The 17180-nt window shown below is 28.5% G+C and carries 14 protein-coding genes and 2 rRNA genes; 13 read left to right on the forward strand and 3 right to left on the reverse strand.

The genetic code is table 4. The features are described from left to right. Positions 1 to 38 precede the first annotated feature (38 nt). The 6 genes from ACQH26_RS04360 (at position 39) to ACQH26_RS04385 (ending at position 4596) form a co-directional block, all read left to right on the forward strand. Positions 39 to 371: an IS3 family transposase gene (locus ACQH26_RS04360; RefSeq protein WP_425382945.1), complete on the forward strand. Its 333-nt coding sequence runs from the start codon at positions 39 to 41 to the stop codon at positions 369 to 371. A 38-nt stretch (positions 372 to 409) separates the two neighbouring features. After that, the gene (locus ACQH26_RS04365; RefSeq protein ID WP_425382946.1) at positions 410 to 685 is read left to right on the forward strand and encodes a transposase; all 276 of its coding nucleotides are present in this window, start codon (positions 410 to 412) and stop codon (positions 683 to 685) included. Positions 686 to 892: 207 nt separating this feature from the next. After that, complete coding sequence (locus ACQH26_RS04370) at positions 893 to 1120, forward strand: transposase (protein ID WP_425383081.1); 228 nt, start codon at positions 893 to 895, stop codon at positions 1118 to 1120. A 523-nt stretch (positions 1121 to 1643) separates the two neighbouring features. Then, positions 1644 to 2672, forward strand: coding sequence for a phosphate acyltransferase PlsX (gene plsX, locus ACQH26_RS04375; RefSeq protein WP_174481261.1), 1029 nt, complete (start codon positions 1644 to 1646; stop codon positions 2670 to 2672). Positions 2673 to 2700: 28 nt separating this feature from the next. Continuing rightward, on the forward strand, positions 2701 to 3420 hold the full coding sequence (gene rnc, locus ACQH26_RS04380) for a ribonuclease III (protein ID WP_425382947.1): 720 nt from the start codon (positions 2701 to 2703) through the stop codon (positions 3418 to 3420). A gap of 30 nt (positions 3421 to 3450) precedes the next feature. After that, a complete protein-coding gene (locus ACQH26_RS04385) occupies positions 3451 to 4596 on the forward strand; it encodes a hypothetical protein (RefSeq protein WP_425382948.1) in 1146 nt (381 codons plus the stop codon). Between the two features lie 2 nt (positions 4597 to 4598). On the opposite strand, the gene ACQH26_RS04390 is transcribed toward ACQH26_RS04385, so the two are convergent. Further along, positions 4599 to 5369 (reverse strand): IS3 family transposase, encoded by a 771-nt coding sequence (locus ACQH26_RS04390; protein WP_425382949.1) that lies wholly within the window; start codon positions 5367 to 5369, stop codon positions 4599 to 4601. Here ACQH26_RS04390 and ACQH26_RS04395 point away from each other — a divergent pair. Then, complete coding sequence (locus tag ACQH26_RS04395) at positions 5361 to 6161, forward strand: IS3 family transposase (protein ID WP_425382950.1); 801 nt, start codon at positions 5361 to 5363, stop codon at positions 6159 to 6161. The two genes, ACQH26_RS04390 and ACQH26_RS04395, sit on opposite strands and share 9 nt — an antisense overlap. 9 nt (positions 6162 to 6170) lie before the next feature. Then, complete coding sequence (locus tag ACQH26_RS04400) at positions 6171 to 6539, forward strand: hypothetical protein (protein ID WP_425382951.1); 369 nt, start codon at positions 6171 to 6173, stop codon at positions 6537 to 6539. 373 nt (positions 6540 to 6912) lie between these two features. Here the strand turns inward: ACQH26_RS04400 and ACQH26_RS04405 are convergent, their stop codons facing one another. Further along, positions 6913 to 7110 carry a hypothetical protein gene (locus tag ACQH26_RS04405; RefSeq protein ID WP_425382952.1) on the reverse strand — a complete coding sequence of 66 codons (198 nt, stop codon included), beginning with the start codon at positions 7108 to 7110 and terminating at the stop codon, positions 6913 to 6915. Between the two features lie 243 nt (positions 7111 to 7353). Beyond that, entirely contained in the window at positions 7354 to 8100 is a 747-nt protein-coding gene (locus tag ACQH26_RS04410; RefSeq protein ID WP_425382953.1) for a DUF3800 domain-containing protein, read from the reverse strand. Positions 8101 to 8311: 211 nt separating this feature from the next. On the opposite strand from ACQH26_RS04410, the gene ACQH26_RS04415 reads away from it, so the two are divergent. From ACQH26_RS04415 to ACQH26_RS04435, 5 genes are all read left to right on the forward strand, one after another. Continuing rightward, a complete protein-coding gene (locus ACQH26_RS04415; RefSeq protein WP_425382954.1) occupies positions 8312 to 8686 on the forward strand; it encodes a hypothetical protein in 375 nt (124 codons plus the stop codon). A gap of 180 nt (positions 8687 to 8866) precedes the next feature. Beyond that, positions 8867 to 9076, forward strand: coding sequence for a 50S ribosomal protein L32 (rpmF, locus tag ACQH26_RS04420; protein WP_281747878.1), 210 nt, complete (start codon positions 8867 to 8869; stop codon positions 9074 to 9076). 169 nt (positions 9077 to 9245) lie between these two features. Then, the gene (locus tag ACQH26_RS04425) at positions 9246 to 12266 is read left to right on the forward strand and encodes a DEAD/DEAH box helicase family protein (protein ID WP_425382955.1); all 3021 of its coding nucleotides are present in this window, start codon (positions 9246 to 9248) and stop codon (positions 12264 to 12266) included. 245 nt (positions 12267 to 12511) lie between these two features. Continuing rightward, a 16S ribosomal RNA gene (locus tag ACQH26_RS04430) occupies positions 12512 to 14033 on the forward strand. A 192-nt stretch (positions 14034 to 14225) separates the two neighbouring features. Next, positions 14226 to 17164 (forward strand): 23S ribosomal RNA (locus tag ACQH26_RS04435). The 16S and 23S rRNA genes sit together here, the layout of an rRNA operon. Positions 17165 to 17180: the final 16 nt, after the last annotated feature.

Raw genomic sequence — 17180 nt, forward strand, 5'->3', positions numbered from 1 at the left:
GTACTAGAAAAGATGCCTTATTAGTACATCAAGCATTTATGCAATCAAATCGCTGTTTAAAAGATATTCAAATATTTCATAGTGATTATGGTAATGAATTTAATAATAAAATTATTGATAAACTTTTACTAGCATTCAATATTACTCGCTCTTTAAGCAAAAAAGGTTGTCCTTATGACAATGCTGTTGCTGAAGCAACTTTTAAAACTTTCAAAACTGAATTTATTAATGATAAAAATTTTAGATCATTAATCCAATTAAAATTAGAATTATTTGATTACATCAATTGATACAACAACATAAGAATCCACAGCACTTTAAACTACTTAACTCCAGTTAATTATCAAAAACAAATGTCTACCAAAAAATAGTCCTAAAAAGTGTTGCCATTCCAGAAATAGCTAAAATAATGAATGAAGATTTAGTATATATTGATGAATCTGGAATTGATGATAATGAATTTTATAAATATGGTTGATCTGAAAAAGGTAAAAGATTATTTGATAATAAACCCGCATATAAAATAAAGAGAATGAGTATAATTGGTTCACTAAATAAAGGTAAATTAAAAGCCTTATGAGCATTTGAAGGACATTGCAATAGTAAAATTTTTGAATCATATGTTAAAAATAAACTAATTCCAGTATTAAAGCGTGGACAAATTATAGTTTTAGAACCTGTTTAGGATCTTTTTTGATTAATTTTTAATAAAATTTATATTATAATGGTTATTTTATAATAAAAAATAGATTTTTAGTCGATAAGTTTTCAAATGATAAAATCTTTTTAACAAAAAAATGAAAAAGAAAATAAATTATTGGTTAAGTACCTATTTATAAATGATTATTTCTTGTTTTAGTTAAATTCTATTAAAAAGATCCTAAACAGGTTCTTAGATAATGCAACGTTTCATAAATCTAAATTAACACAACAATTAATTGAAAATGCTGGATGCAAACTATTATTTCTTCCGCCATATTCTCCTAATTTAAATCCAATTGAACATTTTTGATTTGCTATAAAACATAATATAAGAAAAATATTACCAAATTATTGACCAAATATTAAAAAAGCGATTGATTTTGTTTTTCAAGATATGAGTAAACATTACTTTAGTTAGCTATATATAATAAGAAGTAACTAAATTTTAAAGTTTTTAAAATAAAATACAATAAAAATTATTTTTAATTAACTTTATTTTTATTTTTTATGAATAATAATCAAATTAATAGTTTTTATTTTATAAATAAAAATAAACACTATTAAATGTTTTAATATTTTTTTAATTCTTTGATTATTTTTGATTTTAGTAAAGTTATGATAAGATATTTTTATATTTATATTAGTTTTTTGCTTTTAAAGTTTTTTTTATTAATAAAATAAATAAAAGGGTTTTGGTCTTTAAAAAAAACTGGTGTAAATAAAAACAATTATTTAGAAATTAATATCAAAATAATCAGAGATAAATTGTTTTTTAACTTTTTACTAGCAAATAATGAAATATTCATATTTAAAATAAATAAATGCAGTATTAGTTGGATTGTTAATCTTAAGGAATTAAAAAAATTAACGTATAATTAAACTATCAATAATATAATATTATTTAAGGTTTCTTAAATTATTTTTTGTTTTTAGGAGGAACTATGAAAATTGCTTTTGATGTAATGGGTTCAGACCATGGTAGTTTGCCCGCTATTGCTGCAGCGTTAGAAGTTATTAAAGAATTCAAAAACGTTGAAATTTGTTTAGTTGGTGATGAAAAACAAATTAATGGAAACTTGCAGATTTTATTAAAAAATAAGCCATTATCATCAAGAATAACAATACTAGCAACAACCCAAGTAATAACTATGAATGATGGTCCACTCGCTGGTATTAGAATGACTGATTCTTCTATGAATCAAGCCATTCAGTTAGTTAAAAATAAAAAAGCAGATGGGATTCTAACTTCGGGTTCAACTGCTGCCTATCTTGGTGCTTGTCATTTTTTATTAGGTGAAATCAAAGGCATTAAACGTCCGGCATTCATGCCAATTATGCCTACTTTAATAAAAGATCGACAAGTAGTATTATTGGATGTTGGAGCAAATATTGAAAACACTGTTGATGAATTAATTAATTTTGCATTAATGGGTCATATTTATTGTCAAACTATTCAAAATATTTCACGTCCTAAAATTGGTTTATTAAATATTGGTATTGAAGAAAGCAAAGGTCCAGAAGTAACTAAAGCAACATATGCTAAACTAAAACAATTAACACAAAAAAATGAAAAGTTAAGTTTTTTAAATTTTCACGGTAATATTGAACCACGAAATGTTTTAAGTGGTGATGTTGATATTATTATTTGTGATGGTTATTCAGGTAATATTGTTTTAAAATCAGTTGAAGGCATGGCATCATTATTATTTACATTAATTAAAAATGGTTATAAAAAAAATTTATGAACTAAATTTTTAGGTTTAATGTCAATTGGTATTTTTAAAAATATTAAAAAGACTTTTGATTATAAGAATACAGGTGGTGCTCAATTAATAGGTATTAATGGCATTGCTTTTAAAGCACATGGATCTAGTGATAAAAAATCTTATTATAGTACTTTAAAACTTTTAATTCGTGCTATTGAGCAAGATGTTACTAATAAAATTGCTAAACAAATTCAAGAATTATAATTTATAAATAAGTATTAAGGAGAAAAATATGATTAATATTGAACATATTTTAAAATCGAGTATTTTAGAAAAAATTAAATCTAATCGTAATTATCGTGAAGCGTTTACTCATCGTTCTTTTTCAAACGAACATAATTTAGATTATTCATATGAGCGATTAGAATTTTTGGGTGATTCGATTTTAGGGGAAAATATTTCAACTTACATTTGGCACTTATTTCCAAATAAAGATGAGGGACAATTAACAAGTTTACGTAGTAAAGCAGTTAGACAAGAAACATTGGCAGCAGTGGCAATTGCTCTAGGATTACAAGATTATTTATTTTTGGGAAATGGTGAAAAAAATACAGGTGGGCAACAACGCGAAAGTATTTTATCAGATGTTTTTGAATCATTTCTTGCTGCAGTATATCTTGATTTAGGAAATAGTACTGTTAAAAAAATCTTAGATTTAACTTTATTTGAATTAATTAAAACTAATCAGTTAGAAACAATTATTGATTATAAAACTAAATTACAAGAATTAGTACAGGCAGAAAAAAGAGATCCTATTAATTATAAAACTATGGAACAAATTAAAAAAGATAATATTACTTATTTTATTGTTCATGTGTATTTAGATAATAAAATACTAATGGGGAAAGGAGTAGGAACAAATAAAAAGAAAGCTGAGCAAGAAGCAGCAAAGTCAGCTTTAGCAAAACTGTCAAAATCTAATTTATTAATAAGTGATCATAAGAAGGGATAATCATGTTTAAATTATTACGTAATTATATTCGTGAACAAAAAAAACAATTTATTACAAATGTTTGGTTTAGGTTTTTTAGTAATGATTATGATTATTGCCTTTTTATCATTAAATTTTTCTAATAATTATTTATTTGAACAATATGTTAACGATATTGCTCATAATGAATTTAACCAATATACATTTTTTTCACCAATGGAATATGTTAATTTTGATGGAAAATATAATGAAAAAGATAAAGCTGGTTCTTATTTAATAAATAATATTAATTATTATCAAAAAGATAATACTATTGATAAAGAAAAGATGGTAAAAGCTACTTTTCAGTTAACAATACCAGATGCTACTAGACCTGATATATATCATTTTACTTTTTATGGAGGGGTCGCTACTAAGAGTAAAGAATATTTTGCTATTGGTGATAGTCTTTTTAATGATACTAGCCATAAATATATTGATTTTAAAATTAATATTCCTATTAATTATCCATCTTATGATACTCATAAAGCAACGATAGAACAATATGCTAATATTCTAAATCAATATCTATATGATCCATTACATCCAGAAAAAAATCCAGAAAATGCAACAAATTTTATGATTACTAGTGAAACTGCTTTACAGTTTTATAATGATAATTTTAAAGGAAAAATTGAGTATCCATATGCTAATCGAAACTATAGTGAAATAGATATTAAAAATGAAGCTAAGTTATATGAAATAATGTCAATGGGAATGTTATATAAAGATATTGAATGACAACATGCTGTTATGGTCCGTGATTTATTAATTACTAGTAAAAATTTTGCTTTTATTGAAACAGGACCCGAATATATTGTTAATAAAGTAATTATTGTCAAAGATGGTGGTCCAAGTTTAACAGAAAAACCATTACAAGATAATGAAATTTTAATTTACAAACATTTTGCTGAACTAAATAATTTACATATTGGTCAAAATTATGTAATTGCTGGACAAACGTTTATTATTCGTGGTTATGCTACAAGTTCATTAGCAGCATTTGTTGGTCGTTATTTTGGTAATTCACTTGATTTAAAAAATAATACTGTTGCTTTTACTAATGGTAATACGATGCGCAAAGTTGAATCTGATTTAAAGGCATTTAGCAGTAATATTGATGATTTTTTTTTAGGTTGGAATGGCAACACTTTTTAGGACTATTTTTTGGTAGACATTTGTTTTTGATAATTAACTGGAGTTAAGTAGTTTAAAGTGCTGTGGATTCTTATGTTGTTGTATCAATTGATGTAATCAAATAATTCTAATTTTAATTGGATTAATGATCTAAAATTTTTATCATTAATAAATTCAGTTTTGAAAGTTTTAAAAGTTGCTTCAGCAACAGCATTGTCATAAGGACAACCTTTTTTGCTTAAAGAGCGAGTAATATTGAATGCTAGTAAAAGTTTATCAATAATTTTATTATTAAATTCATTACCACAATCACTATGAAATATTTGAATATCTTTTAAACAGCGATTTGATTGCATAAATGCTTGATGTACTAATAAGGCATCTTTTCTAGTACCTACACTATGTCCAATAATTTCGCGGTTAAATAGGTCAATTAATAAGCAAATATAGTTTCATTTACCATTAACTTGAACATAAGTTAAATCACTGACAATAACTTCATTTTTAAGCCTATTATTAAAGTTTCTATTCACAAGATTAGTGATTTTTTCATCATTTACTTTGTTATTATGATTTTTGAATGATAATTTAGTGTATTTTGATATTAAATTATGCTTATTCATAATTTCTTTAATTTTTCGTCTTGATAAATAAATTTCTTGGTTTTCTAATATTACTTTTAATCTTCTTGTTCCATAAACACATTTATTTTCTTTAAAAGCACTAATAATAGGCAGAAAATAGAAATTATTACAAACAATAAGTTTAAATATAAAATTCGCACAATGTGTCATTTTTTAAAAATTTCTAAATCAACATATTATTTTAATTTAAAGAAAAAAGAAAATAAAATTCAAAATAATATTTATGATGAAGCTATTATTAGTGCTTTTAAAGAAAATAAATGTGTTTATGGAACAAGAAGATTAAAAGTAATATTAGAAAACCAAGAAATTTATTTATCAAGACGAAAAATTAAAGAAATTATGAATAAGCATAATTTAATATCAAAATACACTAAATTATCATTCAAAAATCATAATAACAAAGTAAATGATGAAAAAATCACTAATCTTGTGAATAGAAACTTTAATAATAGGCTTAAAAATGAAGTTATTGTCAGTGATTTAACTTATGTTCAAGTTAATGGTAAATGAAACTATATTTGCTTATTAATTGACCTATTTAACCGCGAAATTATTGGACATAGTGTAGGTACTAGAAAAGATGCCTTATTAGTACATCAAGCATTTATGCAATCAAATCGCTGTTTAAAAGATATTCAAATATTTCATAGTGATTGTGGTAATGAATTTAATAATAAAATTATTGATAAACTTTTACTAGCATTCAATATTACTCGCTCTTTAAGCAAAAAAGGTTGTCCTTATGACAATGCTGTTGCTGAAGCAACTTTTAAAACTTTCAAAACTGAATTTATTAATGATAAAAATTTTAGATCATTAATCCAATTAAAATTAGAATTATTTGATTACATCAATTGATACAACAACATAAGAATCCACAGCACTTTAAACTACTTAACTCCAGTTAATTATCAAAAACAAATGTCTACCAAAAAATAGTCCTAAAAAGTGTTGCCATTCCAAGATTATAAAAGAAGAGTTGATAAACAAAGACATGATTATATTTATTATTATGTTAGTAAAAAACATTGAAAAACTTTTATTAACTGTATAGAAGAATATGAAAAAGAAATATTAAATCCTAATAAAGAATCATCTAATTGTAAAGAATGTTTATCACTAAAAGATAAAAACGAAAAACAAATTGATAATAAAATAAATGAAATGTATCAAAAATATGAAGTAAATAGTCATTTTTCTCTTGATAACAAAGCATCACATTTAGAAAAAATAGCATTAAATAAATTATTAGAAACAAAAAGAAAAATAAATTCATTTTTAATTAAGGAATATTTATGTAATGTGCATAATAAATAAAAAATGTAAGATAATACAAAATCTTTGCACAAATTATTTATTTAATAAATTTCTTCAGTAATTAAGATAAATTTATCTTTCTGTAAAAATAAAAGAGTAGTTTATTTATAATAAAATATTTGATAGTGGTTTACACATTAATTAGATATTATTTTCATATTTCAAATATTATCTAATAAATATATATTTAATCCAATTAAATATACAATGAAATGTATGAAATTATTATTCATATTATTAAATATATTATCTAAAAAAAATCTGATCATGAATGTTCAAACTTATCCCTATGAATTTTTAAAGTTACTCACATTTTATCATTTTCAACTTCTTTTAAAATTTTATTTTTAAAAGTTTTAAAACAAATTATATTTTATTTATTGTCAAATTTTCCTTTTAATGAATCTCATAATTTTTTTAATAACTGTACTGAATTTTCATTGAATTGTTCTTTACCAATATTTTTCTTAAATTCGTCAGAAATATTTTTAAATATAGTATTAAATAATTTCATTTCTGACTTTAAATTTCCTTTTAATTGTGTTTCAAATTCTAACATTTCTTGACGCATATTTTTAAAACTCCAAACTGATTTATTATTAATTATAACATTAAATTAATAATTTAATGTTATAATCAAGGTGAAAACTTAAAAATAAAATGAATAGAGTACTGATAATCCTTTATTGTTAGCAGATTCATTTATTTAGATAATTTTTGTCAATAAAAAATCCCTAATTAAAGGGATTTGCCTAATGGGTTCTGCGTTTACACCGCAGTTAGATTTCAAACTGTTATCAACTTGCAATAGGTCTTACAATATAATGTTATCACTTTGTTTCAATAATTCAAGACTTTTAATCTTTTTAATAAATTCATTATTTATTAATAACGAATATGGAAAGAAAGATTGGTATGTTAGTAATTTTATATTTTCCATATTTAAAAACTTTCACAATTCATTTGTTTTTATACTATTATAATGATTATATATTCTATAAAGAGCATAACAAATAATGTCTGCACCTCTAATTTCTGGATATATTTTTGAATCTTTAATTTCAACAGAAAAGTTAATGTTATAATTATAAAAATTTAGATTTAAATGAGTTTCTAAAGAATTTTTAAATTTGGTACTAATTGTTCTATTATCCATATGAATAACTAGATTGTTATATTTTTTTTCTATAATATTGAATTTTATTAAATAATTTAATAAATATTTAACAAAAAAATTAAATGCTTCATTTTCATTTCATTTTTTCTTATTTAATTTAGTTTTGTCTATTAAAATTGAAACTGGTATAAAACTTTTTGAATTTTTATAAATATATGAAATATAGTTTACTAAGTGCTCATTTTTTAACTTAACACCTTTAATTTCTTTTAATTCACTTATATATTTATTATTAATTCTCAAGTTTTTTTCAATTTTTTGATATTTACTTCTTATATAGTTTATATTATCAATAAGATAACCACCTATTATGAAATATTGCTCATGTTGTAAATGCATTGCACTTGTTTCATCTAATATTAAATGTATAGTATTATTATTCATTTTTTACTCAATTCTAACCAATAAGTATTATTCTTGTTAAGAATATTATAAAACAAAAAATAAAAAAAGATAAGTGGAAATCTGTTATTATTTATCTTTATTATATTTAATAAAACATAGTATGATAAAATGTTACTAAACTTAATATTAGTTTTTAACTCATTATTTTAATATAAATAAATGAGTTTTTATTTTGAAAGGAAGATATTAAATGACAAATACTGAACAAGAACAATACAAAAAAGAAAGTTCAGATATTAAAAAAAGAAGAAACTTTTTTAGAAAATTTAAATTAAAAAGATGACAAAATATAAGTAATGAAAATAAAGAAATTTCAAAATTAAATTTGCTAATAAAACAAAAAAATCAATTAATTGATGTTATTATGAAAGAAATTACTATTGAAAAACAATTAGAAAATATAAATAAAGATGTTATTTTGGAAATTTATGAAAGAATGTTTGAGCAAGTAAAATCTGAAATTAACTACTTACATAATGAATTAACTGAAGTTCAAAAAGAAATTGATATAAAAGACTGAAATATAGATAATTCGTTTCAATATAAATATGTAACACGATTATAAATAACTTATTTTAGGATTATAAAATAATTAAAATATTTTTTAATTTATAACAATAAATAAAATATTTGATTTATTAGTATTTTATTTCCAAAAATTTGAAAAACTTATCAAAAAAAAATAGATTTTTCTGATAAATCAATATATAATTTATGAGATACGAAAGTAAGGAGGCAACAGACTATGGCAGTACCAGCAAGAAGAACGTCAAAAATGCGTAAAAATACACGTCGTGCCCATGATAGTTTATCTGCAACAACTACAACTAACTGTTTAAATTGTGGAGCAATTACTAAACCACATCATGCCTGTATGAAATGCAAGACATACAAAGGTGTAAGTATTACTAATCCATTACAAGCAGAAAAAACATCATCAACAGAAAAAAAATAAAATATGAATATATCTTATCTTAGATTACCTTCCTCTTATTTATTTAAAATATTATTTTAAATATTAGAGGTTTTTTACTTTACAAAATTATTTTATAATAGTTAATAATATATTAAAATATAGATTATAATTTATTAAAATAGACACTATTTATTAGGAAGTGTAGAGTATGAAAAATAAGGGCTATTATGATTTATTATTAAAGATTAGTGATGATATTAGCAATAATTTCCAAACATCACATATTAATGATGAAAAAGAATTAATTAAAGACATTGATCATTATTTAGTTAAACAACTAAATAATACTTTAATTGAAAAATTAAAAACGATTAAATCACCAGAAGCAAAAATTGATTTTTTAAATCAAATCATAAGTAATTTTACTACTAATAAATTTAGTAATAATATTTTATTACAAGTAAATGATAATATCATAGATAATCATTTAACTTCTAATATTAGATTAAGTGACAATTATTTATTTACTAATGAAAACCAACAAGCATTAATTAATCATTTAAATCAGGAAATTAGAACTTGTGATGAAGTATACTTTATTTATCCTTTTATATCAAATTCAATTATTAATAAGTTACGTTCATCATTTACTTATGCTTTAAGTCATAATATTACTATTAATTTTATTACTACTACTTTTGATGATATGGCTTTATTTGTTAATTTATATGCATTAGTTAAAATAATAAAAAAGTATCCTAATATTAAAGTTAAAGTTGAAAATAATTTAGAAAAACGTAGTGAAAGAATTCATATTAAAGCTGCCATCTTTAAACGAAATTCAGGTTTTTCTTCAGCAATAATTGGTTCATCAAATTTAACACAAAAAGGTTTAGCTAGTGGTCGTGAATGAAATATTAAAATTAATGAATTTGATAATAAGCAACTATATCAAAACATTTTAAATCAGTATTATAAATTATGAAATGATAATTTAGTTGATTTAAATGATGAACAACAACGATTACAATTACTATCACGAATTGAATATAATCGATTGCTTGTAAATAAAAAAGATGAACAATGATTAGCAACTAATTATTTTCTTTATGATTTTCAAATTGCCTTAATTAATAAATTAAAGTTAAGAAGAAAACTTAAAAAAACAAAACATTTAATTGTCATGGCAACAGGTGTTGGTAAAACAGTAGTATCTGCTTTTGACTATTTAAATCAAATCAAAGAAAATAATAATCAAAAACCTTCAATTTTATTTTTAGCACATCAAAGAGAAATTATTGAACAAGCAATTATTACTTTTCGAAAAGTAATAAATGATAAAAAATTTGCAACTATTTTAAATAGTAAACAAAATAATTTTCAAGAACAATATTTATTTGCAACAGTACAAACTGTACATAGACATCTAAATAAGTTTAAACGTCAACAATTTGATATTATTATTTTTGATGAAGCTCATCATTTGGCTGCTAAAACTTTTCAGACAATTTTTAATTATTTTCATCCTAAACAAATTATTGGTTTAACAGCAACACCAGAACGAGAAGATAATAAAAACATTATTAATTATTTTGATAATGAGTTTGCACATGAATTACGATTGTGAGATGCAATTAATGAAAAACTTTTATCACCATTTGATTATTATTGTATTGATGACATTACTGCTGATTTAACTGGTATTGATTTAAATAATGATCAACAATTATTTAAAAAATTAAATACTGAAGCAAGAAATAAGTTATTATTAGATGTAATTAATGACTATATTGGATTTTATAGTAATCGGATTTGTTTAATTTTTTGTATTAACATTACTCATGCACAAATTGTTGCTAGATTTTTGCAAAATCAGGGCTTAAAAGCAGACTTTTTAACAAGTAAAAATCAAACTAATCGTAGTAAAATAATTAATGATTTTAAAAATAGAATTATTAATTATTTATGTGTAGTAAATATTTTTAATGAAGGAATTGATATTCCTGAAATTGATACTATTATTTTATTACGACCAACTAATTCAAAAACAGTATATTTACAGCAATTAGGAAGAGGATTGAGAAAAACAGAAACTAAACATTGTTTAGAGGTTTATGATTTAATTGCTAATATTGATAAAAAATATGACATAACCATTGGTATTAAAAATCTTTCGAATTCACATATTATAAATGTTAATAAACAATTACCTAATAGTTTTAATTTACCTTATGGATGTACTATTACTTTAGAACCAAGAAGTCAAAACGTCATTTTAACTAATTTAAAGCAATGATATCAATCACGAAAAAAAATTTATTTGGTAATTCAATCATACTATCAACTTTATAATGATAATGCTATTTTTAAAATATTAATTGATTATGATTTGACAATTCAAGAATTTTATAATTTTTTAAATGATTTTTATTTACGAATAGCAAAAAAAATAAAAAATTATCAAACCCATGATAATGATACTAATCGTAATCAAAATATCTTAAAACAATTCTTATTTTTAAATGATTATCAAATAGTTAATTATTTTTATTTAAGATTAAGTCAAGAATTAGATACTGAATTAATTAATTATCATTATGACAATTTATTAATAGCATCATTATTATATGAGGTTACAAGTAATAAAGTATTTAATCGTATTTTTCCAAATTTTAATGAAATACCATGTTTAGTTACAAATTTCATTGAAAATAACAAATTGGTTGTTAATGAACTAAAAATTATTCTTAAATATAAACTAGATTATGAAACATTATTACTTAATGAACATTTTAATCAAGATTATCCTTTATTATCTTATCAATCAACATTTACTGTGCATCAGGCACTATGTACAATTAATCGTGTTAATTTTAATAAAAAACTTGGACCTTTAAAAATTATTGCCTTTCAAGCGGGTCATTTGACATTTAATGAAAATAAATCAGTAATTTTTGCAGATATTGATGGAACAAATTATGGTAAATTAACTAGTTATAATAAATTAACAAAAGAATATTACTGATCAATACCAGAAAATAAAACGATTAATTCAAAATTAGTGAAAGATTTACAAAATAATAATATTGAAAAAATATTATTATTAAATAATGATTGTAATAAAAAATTTAAAAATCTTGCTTTAAAGTTGTATGACTTTATTGGTATTGGTCAATATCAATTAACAATTAAGAGTGATTATATTACTATTAAATTTTTAGTAGAATAAATAATATTTTATTTTTTTAATTTTATAAAAAATTTTAATGATTTTAATTTTAAAAAAATAATGTTTTTTTATGATAATTAGGTTGACAATAATTATGGCATGTTGTACTATTGTTATTGTCCCAAAAATAAATGGGTTACAAACTAGAAAAAACGATCTTTGAAAACTAAATAAAACAAGAATTAATCCGTCAATTTTTTATTAAAAATTAAATAAGTGAGACATCATCTTTTAACAAAAACAATTTTATTGAGAGTTTGATCCTGGCTCAGGATTAACGCTGGCGGCATGCCTAATACATGCAAGTCGAACGAAAGTAGCAATACTTTAGTGGCGAACGGGTGAGTAACACGTATCTAACCTACCATTTAGTGGGGAATAACTGTTGGAAACGACAGCTAATACCGCATATGTTATTTATTTGCAATGATAAATAATGAAAGGAGCATTTGCTTCGCTAATTGATGGGGATGCGGCGCATTAACTAGTTGGTAAGGTAATGGCTTACCAAGGTAACGATGCGTAGCCGATCTGAGAGGATGAACGGCCACATTGGGACTGAGACACGGCCCAAACTTCTACGGAAGGCAGCAGTAGGGAATTTTTCACAATGGGCGAAAGCCTGATGGAGCAATGCCGCGTGACTGATGAAGGTCTTCGGATTGTAAAAGTCTGTTGTAAGGGAAGAAGTGCTAGAATAGGAAATGATTTTAGTATCGACCATACCTTACCAGAAAGCCACGGCTAACTATGTGCCAGCAGCCGCGGTAATACATAGGTGGCAAGCGTTATCCGGATTTATTGGGCGTAAAGCGTGCGTAGACGGTTTTGCAAGTCTGAGGTTAAATTTAGGAGCTCAACCCCTAACCGCCTTGGAAACTACATTACTAGAGTATAGGAGAGGTTAGTGGAATTTCATGTGTAGCGGTGGAATGCGTAGATATATGAAGGAACACCAGTGGCGAAGGCGGCTAACTGGCCTATTACTGACGTTGTGGCACGAAAGCGTGGGGAGCAAATAGGATTAGATACCCTAGTAGTCCACGCCGTAAACGATGAGTACTAAGTGTTGCCATGAGGCAGTGCTGTAGCTAACGCATTAAGTACTCCGCCTGAGTAGTATGCTCGCAAGAGTGAAACTCAAAGGAATTGACGGGGACCCGCACAAGCGGTGGAGCATGTGGTTTAATTCGAAGCAACGCGAAGAACCTTACCAGGTCTTGACATACCTTGCGAAGCTATAGAGATATAGTAGAGGTTAACAAGGATACAGGTGGTGCATGGTTGTCGTCAGTTCGTGTCGTGAGATGTTTGGTTAAGTTCAGCAACGAACGCAACCCTTGTCCTTAGTTGCCAGCATTAAGTTGGGGACTCTAAGGAGACTGCTAGTGTAAGCTAGAGGAAGGTGGGGACGACGTCAAATCATCATGCCCCTTATGACCTGGGCTACACACGTGCTACAATGGCTGATACAAAGAGTCGCTAAACCGCGAGGTCAAGCAAATCTCAAAAAGTCAGTCTCAGTCCGGATTGAAGTCTGCAACTCGACTTCATGAAGTCGGAATCGCTAGTAATCGCGAATCAGCAATGTCGCGGTGAATACGTTCTCGGGTCTTGTACACACCGCCCGTCAAACCACGAAAGTTGGCAATGCCAGAAGTTGGTGTCCTAACCGTAAGGAGGGAGCTGCCAAAGGCAGGGTTGATGATTGGGGTTAAGTCGTAACAAGGTATCCCTACCGGAAGGTGGGGATGGATCACCTCCTTTCTATGGAGTTTAGTTTCTAATAAGAAACCAAGACAACAAGAAAAATTAGATGGATGATTTATTGGATTACTTCTTTTGTTCTGTTTAGTTTTCAGGGATTGTTTTCTCTGAGCAATTGTTCTTTAAAAACTGGATAATAGACATCTTTTAAAAAAAATAAGATAATTTTTATCTTGCAATAGGATATTCTAAAAATAAATTATTAAGAGCGTATGGTGGATGCCTTGGAATTGGAAGACGATGAAGGACGCGATTACCTGCGATAAGCTTCGGGGAGCTGGAAATAAGCTTTGATCCGGAGATGTCCGAATGGGGAAACCCACTATCTTTAATCAGATAGTACTGTACAATGAATTCATAGTTGTGCAGAGTGATACCTAGAGAATTGAAACATCTTAGTACCTAGAGGAAAAGAAAGCGAATGCGATTCCCTTAGTAGCGGCGAGCGAAAAGGGAGCAGCCTAAACCAGTCGTCAGACTGGGGTTATAGGACTGTCTATTAGGTTCGACCTATGAAGAGTTACAAAATTTATATATAGCAGAAGTTGTTGGGAAGCAACGCCATAGATGGTGAAAGCCCAGTATGCGAAATGTATAAATCTCTTGACAGTATCCTGAGTACGGCGAGGCACGTGGAACCTTGTCGGAATTTGCGCAGACCACTGCGTAAGGCTAAATACTAACCAATTACCGATAGTGAACCAGTACCGTGAGGGAAAGGTGAAAAGTACCCCGAGAGGGGAGTGAAATAGTTTCTGAAACCATATGCTTACAACAAGTCGGAGCCCGTTAATGGGTGACGGCGTGCCTTTTGTAGAATGAGCCGGCGAGTTACGATTACATGCAAGGTTAAGTTGAAAAGACGGAGCCGAAGTGAAAGCGAGCCTGAATAGGGCTTTTAGTATGTGGTCGTAGACCCGAAACCAGGTGATCTAGCCATGAGCAGGTTGAAGTTAATGTAACAGTTAATGGAGGACCGAACCAACGTTCGTTGAAAAGACCGTGGATGACTTGTGGCTAGCGGTGAAATTCCAATCGAACCTGGAGATAGCTGGTTCTCCCCGATATAGTTTTAGGACTAGCGTCAGAATTAGTGCAATGGAGGTAAAGCTCTGAATGTATGATGGCCCCACCTCGGGGTACTGAATGCAATTAAACTGCGAATGCCATTGTTACATATCTGGCAGTCAGTCTATGGGTGATAAGGTCCATGGACGTGAGGGAAACAGCCCAGATCATCAGCTAAGGTCCCCAAATCAATGCTAAGTGGAAAACGATGTGGAATTGTTCAGACAGCTAGGAGGTTGGCTTAGAAGCAGCCATCCTTTAAAGAGTGCGTAACAGCTCACTAGTCGAATGATTCTGCGCGGAAAATTTACCGGGGCTAAGCATTGTACCGAAGCTATGGGTCTATATATATGTAAACATATATTGTGGGCGGTAGGGGAGCGTTCTAATCTGCGACGAAGTTAGACCGGAAGGACTAGTGGAGCGTTTAGAAGTGAGAATGCCGGCGTGAGTAACGATTGAAGGTGAGAATCCTTCATGCCGATTGACCAAGGTTTCCTGGGCTAGGTTCGTCCACCCAGGGTTAGTCAGGACCTAAGGCGAGGCCGAAAGGCGTAGTCGATGGATAACAGGTTGATATTCCTGTACCACCATGGTGACTGATGGAATGACGGAGAAGGCTAAAATGTCCCAGTGGTTGGTAGTGCTGGGCTAAGTACAAAGAGGGTTGTGTAGGCAAATCCGCACAGCGTTAACCTTGAAGTACGATGGGGAGTGAACGGTTTGCTTAGTAACGAAGCATTTGATGCCATACTTCCAAGAAAAGTTTCTAAAGACATCACCATGGTGCCTGTACCGAGAACGGACACACGTGGTCAAGGAGAATATCCTAAGGCAAGCGAGATAACTATAGCTAAGGAACTCTGCAAAATAACCCCGTAAGTTAGCGAGAAGGAGAACTCATAGCAATATGAGTCGCAGTGAAGAGGTCCGGGCGACTGTTTAGCAAAAACACAGCTCTCTGCTAAGTCGTAAGACGATGTATAGGGGGTGACGCCTGCCCAGTGCTGGAAGGTTAAAGAGATTTGTTAGCGTAAAGCGAAGCTTTGAACTGAAGCCCCAGTGAACGGCGGCCGTAACTATAACGGTCCTAAGGTAGCGAAATTCCTTGTCAGGTAAGTTCTGACCCGCACGAAAGGCGTAACGATCCGGACGCTGTCTCGGCTATAGACTCGGTGAAATCTTAGTACCTGTGAAGATGCAGGTTACCCGCGATTAGACGGAAAGACCCCGTGGAGCTTTACTACAACTTGATATTGAATTTTGGTGTAGTTTGTACAGCATAGGTGGGAGACGTTGATATGCAGACGCTAGTAGGCATGAAGTCACCATTGGGATACCACCCTTGCTATATTGAAATTCTAACTTGAGACCATAATCTGGTCTAAGGACAGTGTCTGGTGGGTAGTTTGACTGGGGCGGTCGCCTCCTAAAAAGTAACGGAGGCGCCCAAAGGTACCCTCAATATGAATGGAAATCATATGTAGAGCGCAAAGGTAAAAGGGTGCTTGACTGCGAGACATACAAGTCGAGCAGGAACGAAAGTTGGGCTTAGTGATCCGGCGGTGCTGTGTGGAAAGGCCGTCGCTCAACGGATAAAAGTTACCCCGGGGATAACAGGCTAATCTCTCCCAATAGTTCATATAGACGGGGAGGTTTGGCACCTCGATGTCGGCTCATCGCATCCTGGAGGTGTAGTCGCTTCCAAGGGTTGGGCTGTTCGCCCATTAAAGCGGTACGCGAGCTGGGTTCAGAACGTCGTGAGACAGTTTGGTCCCTATCTGTCGTGGGCGCAAGAAATTTGAGGAAAGCTGTTCCTAGTACGAGAGGACCGGAATGGACCTACCTCTGGTGCACCAGTTGTCACGCCAGTGGCACAGCTGGGTAGCTATGTAGGGCATGAATAAGCGCTGAAAGCATCTAAGCGCGAAGTCAGTTCCAAGATGAGATTTCTCATTCGAAAGAAGTAAGATCCCTTGAATACTACAAGGTTGATAGGTCAGGTGTGTAAGCATAGTGATATGTTCAGCTTACTGATACTAATAGATCGAGGATTTATTAAAGAATATATTCTCTATT

It is taken from the genome of Spiroplasma endosymbiont of Melieria omissa (genome assembly GCF_964031175.1).
Classification (GTDB): domain Bacteria; phylum Bacillota_I; class Bacilli_A; order Mycoplasmatales; family VBWQ01; genus Spiroplasma_E; species Spiroplasma_E ixodetis_A.